General features: G+C 38.5%; 8 protein-coding genes. 7 read left to right on the top strand and 1 reads right to left on the bottom strand.

All coding sequences use genetic code 11. The features are described 5' to 3' along the window. Nucleotides 1–9: 9 nt before the first annotated feature. The 5 genes from FTRAC_RS06250 to FTRAC_RS06230 all read left to right on the top strand — a co-directional run bounded on the left by FTRAC_RS06250 (nt 10) and on the right by FTRAC_RS06230 (nt 4,763). Nucleotides 10–414: a hypothetical protein gene (locus FTRAC_RS06250; protein ID WP_013453386.1), complete on the top strand. Its 405-nt coding sequence runs from the start codon at nt 10–12 to the stop codon at nt 412–414. Further along, on the top strand, nt 414–3,155 hold the full coding sequence (locus FTRAC_RS06245) for an outer membrane beta-barrel protein (protein ID WP_013453385.1): 2,742 nt from the start codon (nt 414–416) through the stop codon (nt 3,153–3,155). The genes FTRAC_RS06250 and FTRAC_RS06245 overlap by 1 nt, the downstream gene beginning before the upstream one ends. Nucleotides 3,156–3,371: 216 nt before the next feature. Next, nucleotides 3,372–3,956 (top strand): RNA polymerase sigma factor, encoded by a 585-nt coding sequence (locus tag FTRAC_RS06240; protein WP_013453383.1) that lies wholly within the window; start codon nt 3,372–3,374, stop codon nt 3,954–3,956. Between the two features lie 14 nt (nt 3,957–3,970). Beyond that, entirely contained in the window at nt 3,971–4,279 is a 309-nt protein-coding gene (locus FTRAC_RS06235) for a hypothetical protein (RefSeq protein WP_041649579.1), read from the top strand. After that, nucleotides 4,269–4,763 (top strand): hypothetical protein, encoded by a 495-nt coding sequence (locus FTRAC_RS06230; protein ID WP_013453381.1) that lies wholly within the window; start codon nt 4,269–4,271, stop codon nt 4,761–4,763. The genes FTRAC_RS06235 and FTRAC_RS06230 overlap by 11 nt, the downstream gene beginning before the upstream one ends. 141 nt (nt 4,764–4,904) lie before the next feature. Here the strand turns inward: FTRAC_RS06230 and FTRAC_RS06225 are convergent, their stop codons facing one another. After that, the gene (locus tag FTRAC_RS06225) at nt 4,905–6,401 is read right to left on the bottom strand and encodes a sensor histidine kinase (RefSeq protein WP_185094441.1); all 1,497 of its coding nucleotides are present in this window, start codon (nt 6,399–6,401) and stop codon (nt 4,905–4,907) included. 658 nt (nt 6,402–7,059) lie between these two features. On the opposite strand from FTRAC_RS06225, the gene FTRAC_RS06220 reads away from it, so the two are divergent. Together FTRAC_RS06220 and FTRAC_RS06215 are read left to right on the top strand one after the other, a co-directional pair. Continuing rightward, nucleotides 7,060–15,255, top strand: coding sequence for an Ig-like domain-containing protein (locus FTRAC_RS06220; protein WP_041649577.1), 8,196 nt, complete (start codon nt 7,060–7,062; stop codon nt 15,253–15,255). 11 nt (nt 15,256–15,266) lie between these two features. Next, entirely contained in the window at nt 15,267–16,196 is a 930-nt protein-coding gene (locus FTRAC_RS06215; RefSeq protein WP_013453378.1) for a PorP/SprF family type IX secretion system membrane protein, read from the top strand. The last annotated feature ends 42 nt before the right edge of the window (nt 16,197–16,238 follow it).

The raw sequence follows: 16,238 nt of genomic DNA, 5'->3' as shown, positions 1-16,238 counted from the left end.
AAAGACAAGATGAAGAAGATCCAATTTTTAGCAGTAATAGCATTTCTAGGACTTTCTTTTAGCGCCTTTTCACAAGGTCCTGGTGGAAGGAGAGCAGGGGGCGGACCTGAGGAGATGATTAAAAGAGAAAAGCAAGCTTTATATGAAAAAGTGGAAGACCTGAATAGTGATCAGAAGCTTCTTTTAGATGGGATTTATGAAGAGTTTCAAGTAACACTAGAGGAGACAATGAAGGAGCTAAGAAGTTCAGGCACCAGAGAAGGTATGAGGGAAAAGATGGAAACTCTAAGAGCAGAAAAGGATGCATTAATTAGGGATGTCTTAAATGAGGATCAATATGCGATCTATGAAAGTATATCTAAACCAAGAGCCAGAAGAAAGGAGCAGGAATCTGGTCAAAATTCTATCGACTAATGAAAAAGTTCTCTTTGATAATGGTACTTTTAGTAGGGATTAGTTGCATAGAATTAAATGCACAAAGTCAAGTACAGAAATCGACCGTTTTTGGCATTTTAAAGGATAATTCAGATGGATTGCCTCTTGTAGGAGCTACGGTATTAATGGTTAATGTGAAAGATTCAGCACGTTCAAAATATTCAGTAGCTGATGCAGAGGGTAAGTTCCAATTAAATGAAGTGGAACAAGCTTTCTATAAAGTAAGAATTTCTTACGTTGGATATAAAACCTTCACAAAAATCATAAGAATAACTTTGGCGGAGACAGACTTGGGACTCATCAAATTAGAGCCTGATGTAGCCTCCTTGAAGGAAGTTATTGTTAAAGGAGATGTAATTGCCGTGCAGCAACTTGGGGATACCACCCAGTACAATGCGCTTGCCTATAAAACAAATCCTGATGCTTCAGCAAAAGACCTGGTGAGCAAAATGCCAGGTATAGTGGTTAGCAGCGAAGGAGTGACGGCAAATGGAGAAAGTGTAGAGCAAGTTTTATTGGATGGAAAGAGGTTTTTTGGACAAGACCCTTTACTCTCTCTTAATACTATTCCAGCTGATATAGTGGATAAAATACAAGTGTATGATGAGGAAAGTGATCAGGCTAGATTGGCGGGTTTTGACGATGGTAATACCACCAAAACAATGAATGTGGTCACCAAAGAGGACAAGAGAAATGGTCAATTTGGAAAACTATATGCTGGATACGGAGAAAATGGATTATATAAAGCGGGAGCGACTCTTAATTTCTTCGATGGAGATCAACGAATAACTTTCTTGGGAATGTCAAATAATATCAATCAGCAGAATTTTGGTAGTGAAGATCTTATTGGAGTTAGTGCTGGTGGAGGAAGAGGTGGTGCTCGAAGAGGAGGAGATCAGACCTTCATTACTGGGACACAAGATGGAATAACTTCGACTCATTCATCTGGCGTAAATTTTAGTGATGAATTATCGGCAAAAACAACTTTCGAAGGAAGTTACTTTTTTAATAACTCCATCAATAATAATGACGCACTATTGAATCGAGAAACTTTTCTTTCTAATGGCTCTCAATTTTATTCTGAAGAGCAACAAACGACAACTAATAACACCAATCATCGATTGAATTTGAGGCTTAACCATGAAATTAATGAAAATAATAGTTTATTGCTTAGATCCGCAATTAGCTATCAGGATAATGAAAGCAGTGAAACTACCTTTGGCCAGACATTAAACGATGAGGAGGAGCCAATCAATGAAACATCCAATAGCTATAACAGCTTTAACAATTCGTTGAACTTCAGCAATAACCTGATCTTTCAACATAAATTCGAAAAGGTAGGTAGAACGGTATCCCTTGATCTAAATACTAAATATCAACCGACCACACGTGAAAGTTTATTTGAGGATTTAGTACTTGATTCACTGATTGATTATAAGACTGAAGAATATGAACTGTCAACAGGAGCTACGGTCACTTATACTGAGCCTGTGGGTCTAACTGGTCAAGTAGCAGCCAGCTACACTTTTAATAATTCAGTCAGGAATATTGAAACCGAGACTTTCTTTTTAGAAGAGAACGCTTCAGCCAAAGTGTTTAGTAATGAATTGTCGAATACGATTGAGAGCGTTTACCAAACCCATTTACCAGGTATTAACTATTCAAATAATAAATATGGTAATATCTTTGATGTCGGGCTTTCCTATCAATATGCTGCTTTAAAAAATAGCAACTTATTGTCGCTAACTAATGAGCGTTCAAATCAAGCTTTTGGTAACTTTTTACCTTCATTGCTTACCCGCTTTCAATTAGGTGAGGAAGGTAACTTCTTTCTAAGATATGCCGCCACTACCACAGTTCCAAGTGCTAGCCAACTTCAGACCGTGGTAGATAATAGTAATCCTTTGTTCTTATCAGCGGGTAATCCTAATCTAGATTTATCTTACAATCATAATTTAGATTTCCGACTTCAAAAGAATTATTTTGACATAAATGCCACGCTATCAAATAGAACGAGTATAAAAACCAGCAATAATTATATTGGAAATAGTACAGCCATTATTGAAGAAGATTCTGTCACTGCTGGAGGAGTTGTTTTGACAAAAGGTGCTCAGATTACAAGTCCAACCAACTTCGATGGATATTGGTCCGTCCGAAATAATACAAGCTATGGAGTGCCAATATCTCCCATCAAAAATAACTTGAATCTATCAGCAGGGCTTGGATATGTTAATTTACCAGGACTGACCAATGGGGTAAGCAATACAGCTGAGACGTATTCTGCTGATTTAAAGGTGGGATTAGTGAGTAATATTAGTGAAAATATAGATTATAATGTCTATTATCAGGTCGCAGGAAGTCGTGTTCTAAACTCCCTACAATCCAAAACAAACAATCAATATTACACACAGACTGTCGGTTCAACGGTCAATTTGATATTTCCAAAGGGATTTGTATTTCGAAATGAAGCTTCTTACCAGAAATACACTGGAATAAATAATAGCTTTGACACAAAATACACACTGTGGAATATGGGCCTCGCCAAGAAATTTTTAAAAGATGACAGAGGTGAATTAGAATTATCTGTTTTTGATTTACTAGGTCAAAACCAAAGTTTTAATCAAGAAGTGACTTCGCAATATCTGGAAGAAAGCCAAACACAAGTTCTTCAACGCTATTTTATGCTAACATTTACCTATCAACTTCGAAATTTTAGATGACAATCAATGTGATAAAGAATGTAAAAAATAAAACCACTTATCGGAAAAATTATGAAATTAGAACTGGTAGCAGAAGCGCAAAAACTGGTCGAGAATTTCAAGCTTTGACGGAAAGATAGTTTTGAAGGTTAATGATTAAAAAAATGATGCTTTATTGTAAAAATATTGGGCTAATGCTTATAAATTATAATTCCATAAGATGGACTTTCTAAATCTATGATTAACGAAAAAAACTGTTTAGAAGCTATTACAAACGGAAGTGAAGAAGCTTTGGAACAGTTATATAATGAGTATGCTGATCGGGTTTACAATACTTTAATTAGCTATACCAAAAATTCGGAAGATGCTGAAGAATTGCTCCAGGATGTCTTTGTGACCCTTTACAATTCTGCAGGCAATTTTGAGCATAACTCTGCTGTTAGTACATGGATTTACCGTATAGCTGTTAATAAAGCATTGGATTTTATTCGAAAGAGAAAAAGTAAAAAGCGTTTTGGTAGTTTTACTTCTCTATATTCGAAGGAATCAGGTGAAATGAAATATGATTCCGTTGAATTTGTGCATCCGGGCATACAAATGGAAAATAAGGAAGATGCGGGCTTTTTATTTGGTGCACTAGAGGTACTTCCAGAAAAGCAAAAAACCGCATTTATTTTGACTCAGATTGAAGGCCTTCCACAGAATAAAGTGGCAGAAATTATGAGTCAAAGTAGGAAGTCGGTAGAATCTTTAGTGCAGAGAGCTAAAGCAAATTTAAAAGTTGAGCTAAAAAAATTCTTTCCAGAGCGAGGGAAAAAATAGAAAATTACGTCAAAATGAATATGAAGGCTGAAGATAGAATAAATAAAGCTTTAAATAGCTTAAGTGGAATGGAAAGAGCGAAAGCTCCTGAAGATGGATTTAGTAGAATTCAAGAAAAAATTGCCGCTCAAAAGAATGCTGGGATGAATTCAAGTAGAACTACTGGAACGGCTATCTACAAATTGGCAGCTATGATAGCCATCATTTTAAGTTTTAATATTTGGGCAGTTTCTAATTATTTAAGTAGTGATAATATGAACTCTGGCAATTCAACCTATTCACAGATAACAACAGACTATAATTTATACGAAGATGAATACTAAATTTTATAAGTTTGGCTTTTTCGCGCTCTTAGTGATTAACCTGACAGTGGTGATTCTATTTATCATAAAACCAGACAGATCTAGGTCTGAAAATGGGTTCAAGGAAAAAATAGCAGAACAGCTTGATTTAACCGAAGATCAATTAGCAGCTTTTGAAGATATGGTGGGAAAGCATAGGACTGCTATAAGGGCACTAAATGATCAAGAACGTAAGCTAACTGAATCCTACTTCAGTCAATTGAAGTCATCCAGCGAAGGCACTGAAGATGCGGATAAACAGGATATGATTTTTCAAGAGATTAGGGAAGTGAAATCTAAGAAACTGCAGATAACTTACCTTCATTTAAAAGGTATGAAATCGCTATGTGATGAAGGTCAAATGGAAAAATTTGATCAAGTGTTGGATAAAATTATTCCTCGCTTAACAGGTACTCATGATCGAACTGGCAGGATGGGAAAAAGAAAAATGGATGGGATTAAATAGATTATATAAGCGAATTTCCACATTTTTAGATTGTCCCTAAAATACTTAAAACAAGAGAAAAATGTAATATGTTAGTTTAAAATCATTATTTATTTATTTTAGAAATACTCGATACCGCAAGAAAAGGTGGGAAATATTTTCTCAAATAGCCCAACGTAAGGTGAAAGTAGAACCTTTACCTTCTGTACTTTGGATATCTAAGTTGCAATTATTCTTTTGCAATAAGGCAACCACCATGGACAGTCCAATACCCGAACCTTTTTCACCTGCGGTTCCTAAACCTGGTTTTGTTATTTCACCTCGTAATATTTCTTCAATTTTATCTGAAGAGATGCCAATTCCCGAGTCCTGAACGGAAAGGCTTATATTCTTGTCTTTCTTAGCTAGCTTAATCTTGATAACTCCACCCTCATTAGAGAATTTAATGGCATTTTGAATTAGGTTGCGTAGTGCCATTTTAAAGTGGTCTAAATCCATCGATATTTGTTGATCGACTCCTTGGACTATAATTTCAATATCTTTTTGACTGGCTATTAGTCGACTGCTTTCTATAATTTCTTTTATAATCTTGTCACAGTGGAATGTGGTAAAATTAGTATGAAGATCTTGCATATTCGACTTTGCCCAATATAGCAAGTCATTTATAGTTTCTTTGACAGGTTGAAATTCATTTTTAAGGCGTTCTATGAATTCCTCAAAATTATCAGAGGTAATAATCTGATATTGGGTTGAGTTAAGTATGGATTCAAAGGTATTGAGAGGACTTCTTAAGTCGTGGGTCAAAATGGATAGCACTTTGTCTTTAGATTCGTTTGCCTGATCTAGTTTTTGTTTTACTAATTCTAATTCAGTGATATTGTCAATATAACCTGCGACAGCAATAACGTTACCATGCTTATCCAGTATTGGATTAGCTCGACCATAGCCTACGAAAGGGCTACCGTCTTTTAAGGTGGAAATCTTTTTGGTTCGAGCCGATTCCTTTTTATTGATCGCTTGTTCGACAATCTCATTTTGCCAGTCGGCTATATTTTCATCAAAAACCTCATGGGCGCTTTTTCCAATTATTTGTCTTCGTTTTAATTTTAGAGCTTTTTCGTAATGTCGATTAACAATTTTATAAGTACCATCAGCATTGAATAGGGCAATAAATATGGATATGTTATCGATTAGGTTATAAAGGGTTTTCTCAGAATTTTTAGTTTCTTGAACTGAATTTTCCAGCGCCCGGTAAAAGTAAAGAAGAAAGAAATACATTAAAACGGCAAGGATTGTAGTATTTTGTATAAGGATATAAAAGGAAAAATTCGGTTGCACTCCCATGAACTCCAGCCTGTAAAATTTCAGTACAATGACGATTGCAAATATTGTCCAGAATCTATAATGTCTTGCAGCTCCTTTAAAAATCAATACTGAAATAGCCATAAATGCAAACAAAATATTTTCAGTATCTGTATAAAGCGCTTGCGAATATGCATAAAGAGAAAGGCCAATTATCAATAGCCCACCAACGGCAACATAATAGCTACGGCCGAGAGCATGTTTTTTATGGTAATTAAAAATAAAGGTAGAGGCAAAAAGTAATCCACTTATGAAAATATAAAGCGATTGGATATAAAGCTGCTCTATTACTGTCACAATTGACATTACAATGCAGAGCGTTGTAGCAAAAAAGGCTAATGAATTGATTAATCTTATACGATTAACTTCTAGTCGGCCAAGCCCAGGTGATAAGCCTAGGTTTATTAGTTTTTTATAAAGTTCCCCCATTACAAAATGTCAAATGATGTTATCATTCAGAAGATACTAATAAATGTTGGTTCGAACGTTATCAAGTGACGTTATTTTAATTATTTAAATGATGCAAACTGCTTAAAGTACAACTACTGAGATATGTTGAATAAGTAGTAATATATAAAAAAATGACATGTAGTGTAGGTTACACTAAGGGATTTAATTAGTGTTTGTAAGATTTAATGAACAAACAACTTTTTAAAAGTTTGATGTTTCAAGTTTTCCTTACATGGCTACAGTACAAATTCAAAACTGATTCTAATTAATCTGAGCTTCTTCGTAAATCATCAATAAAGATTACCTAAAGGATATTTACGATGAAGACTATCATTTGCAAGACCAAATTTGAATGTCATAAAATCTTTTTTCTGGTAATTGTGCGGCTTAAGTGTAAAGTGCGCTAAATAGGTACATTTCAGTACGTTGTGGACATTAATCCGTATTTTTGTTAATTATTTTGTATAGTAATAGAAGCTATAAATAGTTGAGTTTTACAGAAATTATGACAAAGAAATATCTATTTTTTACATTGGTTTGCCTGGTTACCTATCTTAATTTTAATAGTGTTCAAGCTCAAACCCCAGGCTTAATTTACAAACCTGCTGGCGCAGGACAAGTTGTATTGGATCCTAATGGTGATGGTTACAGCTCAGCAACTAATTTTGGGTTTTCTTCTAACGATCAAGATGAAAGCGAGATCCCTTACGTGCCGCTTCCTATTGTTAATCCTGAACCAGATAGTGATTTGGGCCCTGGTCCTGATTGTGGATTCACTGACCTGGTAAGATCACCTGGTAATGAAACAATCTATACTTATAGCAATGGCACAAATCTGTTTTTTAGGTTTAGATTAGGTGGAACGGCTCCAAACTCAAAAGGCTACAGTATTTTAGTAGATACAGACGAGAAATTTGGCTTTACGGGTCCAAATGCGGATCCTAATGCAGTACAAGGGAATCCGGGATTTGAGATAGAAATTATACTTAGGACTAATTTTGGAGTAGGAATATATGATGTAGACGGAACTACATCAGGTACAGAAATAGGCTCAGCTACAGGTGATAGACCATATGATGATTTTGCTCAAAAATCTATCGCCCTAACTGAAATATGTGGAGATCCTGATTATTTTTATGATTTTTACATTCCTTATGTAGACTTACCGTATAACAGTACAACAAAAGTACGAATGGTAGGAAATACTGTTATAAATCCAAATCCTGCACTAGGTAATAATGGGATTTCCGATTTGGGTGGAATAGATGATGCATCAGGGATTACAGATGACTTATGGGGAGATTTGATAGATATTTTCCCGCCAACTTCGGGTGATGATATTTCGGGGGGAGGTACAATTGAACCAAGATCTGACTGTCCCAGCATAACAGGTCCAGTAGCAGTAGGAGCTACATCAGTATCGGGAACTTCAACCGAGGCGGATGGAACAGTTATTGAAGTTTTTGTAAATGGAATTTCTGCAGGTACTTCAAGTGTAAGTGCAGGGGCATGGAGTATTTCTGGTTTGCCAGCTTTTGTTGATAATGATGAAATTACGGCAACTGCAAAAGCTACTAATGAATCCACTTCTATTGCAAATTGCAGTATAATTAATGTTGGTGCTATTTGTACAGAAGCACCCACAGCAGCAAATGTTATCTGCTCTGATACAGACAGAAGAATTGTGGTAGGAGGCCTTCCTGTTGGAGCAACTGTTGAATTTTATAAAGTAGGTGCAGGTTCAGTAGGCTTTGCAACTGCGGACGGTGCGGGGAACTACGCTTATAGTTGTAATGGCAACTTCAATACTGCGAATTGTAATCAAGGAGGCAATTGTGGAACGCCTTTAAATGGAATATATTACTATACGGTTCAAGAGCCAGGGAAATGTGCTTCAGACCCTTCTCCATTTATTTGTATTGGAACTACTGCAGCTTCAACGGTTCCAACAATAAGCACGTCCCCAGTAGTAACCACTTCAAATTCAATAGCTGGTACTGCTACAACAGGCGCAACAGTAACGCTATATATAGATGATGTTAAATCTGCTTTTTCTGCAACCGCTGCAGGAGGGTCTTTTACAATAACAGGTATTTCAGGTTTACAAGTTGGACAAGCTATAAGTGTGGTTTCTGCGGAGCCAGGTAATTGCCCCACGGAATCGGCCCCTGTTACCGTTCAAACCCAAACAACGTCCCCCATTATAAAAGGAACCTATTGTACCAATGCTACTATAGGTAATATCAGTGGAATATCATCGGCTCCAGCAGGAAGTACAATAACGCTTTATTCTAATACAACTTCACCGGTAACAAGCTCTTCTACAGTAGAAGGCACCACCACGGTTTCTGCCAATGGTAGCTGGACAGTTACAGGTTTGAGTCTTACTACCGGGACTTTTATAGCAGCATCTGCTCAAGATACAGGAGATTTAGAAAGTAGTTTATCGAACGAAGTTGAAATCTTATCCCAAACTGTAGACGGTTCTTTAACAATTACTACCAGTCCGATTACAGCAGGTGATGGAAGTGTTTCGGGTACCGGTACTAACGGAAATGTAATTCAGCTATATATAGATGGGACAGCTATTGATGGATTTTCTGCTACAGTTTCTGGTGGAGTGTGGACAATTTCTGGACTTGATGAAACTTCAGCTGGATATGATGTGCTGTATGCGGGTGGCGAAGTAACAGTTACTGCGAAGAATGGTGCATTATGTGAAAGTAATGAGTCAGCTGGGCAGATAATTGCATGTCAGCCACCAATTGTGCAAACTGTATCTGCTTCAGGGTCAACTGAAGATTGTGAAACTGAATTTATTTCATTTGACCTAACCAATACTGAAAACTTGGTGGTTTATCAGCTAGTGGATCAGGATGGGAATAATACAGGATCCTCGTTTCTTGGTACAGGTTTTCCAACAACACTCAATACTGGTTCGCTTACACCAAGCATGACCTCAATATCCGTTAAAGCTTTAAGGATTGGAATAACTTGTGAAAATACATTTGGCACAACCCCCATTACAGTAAATCCATTGCCTACTATTACTGTGGGAACAATAACAGATTTATGTCAGGGAGAAACCTCTGCATCAATTCCGTACAGTGCTACAACTAATTCACCTGACTTGTATAGTATTGATTTTGATGCTGCTGCTGAAGCACAAGGTTTTGTGGATGTTGTGGACGCTACATTTCCTTTGAGTCCTATTGATGTGGTGGTTCCTGCTGCAGCATCCAATGATATATATAATGCTAATTTATTTATTAAAAACAGCACGACTGGATGTATTGGTACTGCAACTGCTATAAATATTGTTATTAATAGTCCTGAAATAGCATCGGGTACAATTTTAGACCCAAGTAGTTGCGGTGGGACAGATGGCTCAATTCAATTAACAGGCTTGACACCTTCTATTTCATATTCTGTTGATTATGATGAAAATGGTGTTGCGGTTGGTACAAGAACAATTAGTTCTGATGGGAGCGGTAATTTATTGATTAATAATCTTAGCGCTGGGTCATACGCAGATATTAGAGTTACTGAATCTGGTTGTCAATCCAATATAATCAGCGGACCTATATCCCTTACAGATCCCGGAAGTGCAACAATTGCCGAGGGTACTCATGTACAACCCACTAATTGCGCAAGCCCCGATGGGATTATTCAACTTACAGGCTTAGCTGCTTCTACAACTTATACAGTAGACTATCTTTTAGACGGGGCAGCTGTTTCGCAAAGTTTGAATTCTGATGCCTCAGGGGTATTAGAGATTGTTTCTCTTGATCAAGGTGAATATACAAATATTAGAGTGGCAGATGCTTCTTCTTGTACTTCTAATACAATCTCAGGTCCAATAACTTTAACAAATTCATCTGCGCCATCAATTACCTTAGGGAGTTCTCCAACAATCTGTTCTGGTGCAACATCAGCGAATTTAGCATATAGTGCAACAACAAACTCTCCTGATCAATATAGTATTGATTATGATGCATCAGCAGAAGCAGCTGGTTTTACTGATGTATTTGATGCCGCAATTCCAGCAAGCCCTATTAGTTTAACAGTACCTGGGAGTGCATCAGCAGCGACTTATAACGGAATATTAACTGTAAAAAACAGTGGTACGGGCTGTGTAAGTACAAACTACAGTATTTCGATTACAGTTAATGAAACACCAGCAATCATTTTTGATGCGAGTAGTAATCCAACAACTTGCGGGGGAAATGAAGGCTCTATTACTATTAGAAATCTTGCTAATTCAATTATATATATTGTTAGCTACACAGATGACGGTGTTGGTGTTGGTCCATTTTCAATTGTCAGTGATGGATTAGGAAATTTAGTAATCCCAAATCTTGATGAAGGTTCATATACCAATATAAGTGTAATTAGAAACGGATGTGGGTCGAATGTATTAAACGGACCATTTACACTCACTGATCCTGCAAACCCAACAATTTCGCTCGGTGCTAACCCAAGTGTTACACAAGGAACAACAACTGCGGATTTAACATATTCTGCTACTACAGTTGCTCCTGATCAGTATAGTATTGATTTTGATGCCACAGCTGAAGGTCAAGGCTTCGTAGATGTTGTTAATGCAGCATTAACTGCTAGCCCAATCACAATCACTGTTCCAGCAGCAGCCGCTGAAGCTACATATAATGCTACATTATCAGTTAGTAATAGCTCAACGACTTGTGTAAGTGGCAGCAGTGCTATTACAATTACTGTTACAGCAGCTGATACAACGCCTCCTGATGTAGACATTCAGGGTGAACCAGCAAGTGTAAATAGCACAGCAGCCTACACTGTAACAGTCGAGTTCAGTGAAGATGTAACAAGCTTTGTAGTAGGAGACATTACAGTAGGGAATGGCTCAGCTTCAAATTTTGTGAGTGTAGATGCTAATACTTATACCGTAGACATCACTCCAAGTGGAGCAGGCGATATCACCCTTGATGTAGCAGCTAATGTAGCACAAGATGCAGCAGGCAATAACAATACAGCAGCCACTCAAGCGACAACTACCTTTGATGCTACTGCACCAACAGTAGATATTCAGGGAGAGCCAACAATAGTAAATAGCACAGCAGCCTACAATGTAACGATCGAGTTCAGTGAAGATGTAACAGGATTTGTGGTGGGTGATATAACAGTAGGAAATGGGTCAGCTTCAAACTTTGTAGCTGTTGACGGCAATACTTATACTGTAGACATTACTCCAAGTGGAGCAGGCAATATCACGGTAGATGTAGCGGCCAATGTGGCACAAGATGCAGCAGGCAATAACAATACAGCAGCGACACAAGCGGTAACTACCTTTGATGCTAGCGCACCGACAGTAGACATACAGGGAGAACCAACAATTGTAAATAGCACAGCAGCTTATAATGTTACAATCGAGTTCAGTGAAGATGTAACAGGCTTTGTAGTAGGAGACATTACAGTAGGGAATGGCTCAGCTTCAAACTTTGTAGCTGTTGACGGCAATACTTACACAGTAGACATTACTCCAAGTGGAGCAGGTGATATCACGGTAGATGTAACGGCCAATGTAGCACAAGATGCAGCAGGCAATAACAATACAGCAGCCACTCAAGCAGTAACTAGCTTTGATGCTACTGCACCAACAGTAGACATACAGGGAGAACCAACAATTGTAAACAGCACAGCAGCTTATAATGTTACAATCGAGTTCAGTGAAGATGTATCAGGCTTTGTAGTAGGAGACATTACAGTAGGAAATGGCTCGGCTTCAAACTTTGTAGCTGTTGATGGCAATACTTACACAGTAGACATTACGCCAAGTGGAGCAGGCGATATCACGGTAGATGTAGCAGCTAATGTAGCACAAGATGCAGCAGGCAATAACAATACAGCAGCCACACAAGCGACAACTACCTTTGATAATACGCCACCAGCGACTCCGACAGTTGATCCAACAACAAGTACGGATGGCCTACCAATAATTACCGGAACCTGGGATGAAGCAAATGCAACTGAGTTAGAAGTAACTGTGAATGGAGTGACCTATGTGTTGGGTGTAGATTCAGAATTGACTACTGATGGCTCGGGCAACTGGACACTAGATTTAAGCGGATTAGCGACACCATTAGGTGATGGCAGCTATGATGTAGTTGTGAATACATCAGATGCGGCAGGCAATAGTTCATCAGATGCGACCAGCAATCAGTTAATCGTAGACAGTACACCACCAGCGACTCCGACAGTAGATCCAACAACAAGTACGGATGGTCTACCAGTAATTACCGGAACCTGGGATGAAGCAAATGCCACTGAGTTAGAAGTAACTGTGAATGGGGTAACCTATGTGTTGGGTGTAGATTCAGAATTGACGACTGATGGCTCAGGCAACTGGACACTAGATTTAAGCGGATTAGCTACACCATTAAGCGATGGCAGTTATGATGTGGCAGTGAATACATCCGATGCTGCGGGCAATGGTGCTTCAGATGCAAGTACGAATGAATTAACAGTAGATAGTTCGTCCCTTGCTACGCCAACGGTCAATACTTTAACGAGCACCGATGGTCTACCAGTAATTACCGGAACCTGGGACGAAGCAAATGCTACTGAGTTAGAAGTAACGGTAGATGGAGTGACCTATGTATTAGGCACAGATGCAGAACTGACCACTGATGGTTCAGGTAACTGGACACTAGATTTAAGCGGATTAGCATCACCATTAAGTGATGGTAGTTATGATGTAGTAGTGAGTACATCAGATGTAGCAGGCAATAGTGCTTCAGATACAAGTACGAATGAATTAACAGTAGATAGTTCGTCCCTTGCTACGCCAACGGTCAATACTTTAACGAGCACCGATGGTCTCCCAGTAATTACGGGAACCTGGGACGAAGTAAATGCTACTGAGCTAGAAGTAACAGTGGATGGGGTAACCTATGTATTGGGTGTGGATTCAGAATTGACAACTGATGGCTCAGGCAACTGGACACTAGATTTAAGCGGATTAGCTGCACCATTAACAAATGGAACTTATGATGTAGTGGTCAGCACAACAGACGGTACAATTACTATAACAGATTCTACAAGTAACGAATTGATTGTAAATAACACCCTTATTGATTCCGATGGTGACGGAGTGCCTGACGTATTTGAAGATATTGACGGTGACGGAGACCCAACAAATGATGATACAGATGGGGATGGTATACCAGATTATTTGGATGAGGACGATGATGGAGATGGTATTCCAACGCTAGAAGAGGACACTGATGGAGACGGAGATCCGACCAATGACGATTGTGATGAGGACGGAATCGCTAACTATCTTGATGCAGAGGATGGATGCGATACCAACAACGATACTGATGGAGATGGTATTACCGATGAGAATGATAACTGTCCTAATACAGCAAACCCGGATCAGTTAGATGTTGATGGAGATGGTTTAGGTGATGTATGTGATCAGGATGCAGATGGAGACGGAGTTTCAAATGAAGATGAAGATATAGGCGGTGACGGAGACGGTGATCCAACGAATGATGATACAGATGGGGACGGTATCCCAGATTATTTAGATGAAGATGATGATGGCGATGGTATTCCAACGCTAGAAGAGGACACTGATGGAGACGGAGATCCGACCAATGACGATTGTGATGAGGACGGAATCGCTAACTATCTTGATGCAGAGGATGGATGTGATATCGACAACGATACTGATGGAGATGGTATTACCGATGAGAATGATAACTGTCCTGATACCGCAAACCCGGATCAGTCAGATGTTGATGGAGATGGTTTAGGTGATGTATGTGATCAGGATGCAGATGGAGACGGGGTTTCAAATGAAGATGAAGATATAGACGGTGATGGAGATCCAACGAATGATGATACTGATGGGGATGGTATTCCAGACTACTTAGATGAAGATGATGATGGTGATGGCATTCCAACCTTAGAAGAGGATGCTGATGGAGATGGCGACCCAACAAATGACGACACAGATGGAGACGGTGTGCCAGACTATTTGGATCCAACAGATGACAGAGAAAGTTCTATTGATCTTGAAATCCAAAAGACTGTGAGTGAAGGGCCGTACTTGAGAGGGGAAAATGTGGTTTACATGCTAATTGCTAAAAATAATGGCGATGGAGACGCCACCGGTGTTGAAGTATTTGATATGCTTTCTATGGATCTAATTTTCTTGGCCTCCGAATCAACTACCGGGAATTATAACGAGGCAAGTGGGATATGGCTGATTGGTGAAATGCTTGATGGGCAGGCGGATACCCTATTGATCACAACTCAAATAGACAATACTGGAATTATCCAGAATGAAGCTGAAATAGAAGGTAATGAAGCCGACCCAAATCTTGAAAATAACTTGAGTGAACTGATAACTATTGAAGTTACAGGTGAATTTGAAGTGACTAAAGGGTTCTCGCCTGACGGAGACGGGGTAAATGACGTTTGGCAGATTAAAGGGATTGAGAATTATCCTAACAATACGGTAAAAGTATTTAACAGATGGGGAAATGAAGTATTTGGCACTACTGCTTATAATAACACCGATAATGGTTGGGCAGGAGAAGTGGAAGCCAGACTAGTTGTTTCTGGAAATACAGTCCCTGATGGCACTTATTTTTACCTTATTGATTTAGGTAATGGTAGCAAGCCATTATCAGGGTACATAACTATTAAGAGATAATGATTCTGAAAATGAAAAATAGAAGCTTTACAAAAAGAGTAAGCAAACTGATATTGTTTTTGATGCTGAATATTAGTTTTGCTTATGCGCAGCAGCAAGTAATGTATACCCAGTATATGTTTAATGGTCTAGCTATCAATCCAGCTTATGCTGGTAGTCACGAGACCTTGAGTCTTACAGCTTTAGCAAGAGAACAATGGATAGGAATTGATGGAGCTCCGAGCACCCAAACTTTTAGTGCTCATGCTCCCATTAAAAGCAAAAGAATAGGAGTAGGTTTGTTGTTTTTAAATGATGAGGTGGGTGTAACTTCTCAAACAGGCGCCTATGGAAGTTATTCCTATAAGATTAACTTTAACGATAACAGTACCTTATCCATGGGTATATCAGGAGGGTTTACTTATTTCGATGCTGCATTTAGCGAGGTTTCGAGTGTTGATCCCAGTTTTCAAAGCGGAGACATCAAGGAATTTCAACCCAATGTGGGGCTAGGGTTATACTATTATACCGATCGGTTTTTTGCTGGAATATCTACACCTCAAGTGCTTGAAACTACTTTCGATAAAAATAATGAAGATTCTGATTCAAAACTTCTTCGTCATTATTTCGCATCTGTAGGATATGTGATGGATATAAACCATTTTCTGAAATTAAAACCGCATCTTTTAGTTAAATACGTTGAAGGTGCACCTGTAGAGTTTGATGTGAATGCCTCTGTTTTATTTCAGGAAGTGGTATGGTTGGGAGTATCCTGGCGATCCTTTGATTCTATTGATGCCATTTTGCAATTGCAAGTCTCCAACAAGATCCAGATTGGATATGCCTATGATTTTTATACCACCACAGATCTAAGTAGAGTAAATGTGGGGTCACATGAGTTAATGTTAAATTATCGATTCGATTTTTCTAAGAATAAGGTCGTAACCCCAAGGTATTTTTAGCTTAATGATCCAAGATTGTATCAAGTTATATTATTGATAATT

Source organism: Marivirga tractuosa DSM 4126 (assembly GCF_000183425.1).
GTDB lineage: Bacteria > Bacteroidota > Bacteroidia > Cytophagales > Cyclobacteriaceae > Marivirga > Marivirga tractuosa.
The sequence above is the reverse complement of the archived record's forward strand: the minus strand, read 5'-3'. Positions and strand labels throughout refer to the sequence as shown.

What these genes read in the sequence shown, in the direction of transcription:
- FTRAC_RS06230 (WP_013453381.1), top strand. Translation starts at nt 4,269, where the DNA reads ATGAATACTAAATTTTATAAGTTTGGCTTTTTCGCGCTCTTAGTGATT.
- FTRAC_RS06215 (WP_013453378.1), top strand. Translation starts at nt 15,267, where the DNA reads ATGAAAAATAGAAGCTTTACAAAAAGAGTAAGCAAACTGATATTGTTT.
- FTRAC_RS06220 (WP_041649577.1), top strand. Translation starts at nt 7,060, where the DNA reads ATGACAAAGAAATATCTATTTTTTACATTGGTTTGCCTGGTTACCTAT.
- FTRAC_RS06245 (WP_013453385.1), top strand. Translation starts at nt 414, where the DNA reads ATGAAAAAGTTCTCTTTGATAATGGTACTTTTAGTAGGGATTAGTTGC.
- FTRAC_RS06235 (WP_041649579.1), top strand. Translation starts at nt 3,971, where the DNA reads ATGAATATGAAGGCTGAAGATAGAATAAATAAAGCTTTAAATAGCTTA.
- FTRAC_RS06240 (WP_013453383.1), top strand. Translation starts at nt 3,372, where the DNA reads ATGATTAACGAAAAAAACTGTTTAGAAGCTATTACAAACGGAAGTGAA.
- FTRAC_RS06250 (WP_013453386.1), top strand. Translation starts at nt 10, where the DNA reads ATGAAGAAGATCCAATTTTTAGCAGTAATAGCATTTCTAGGACTTTCT.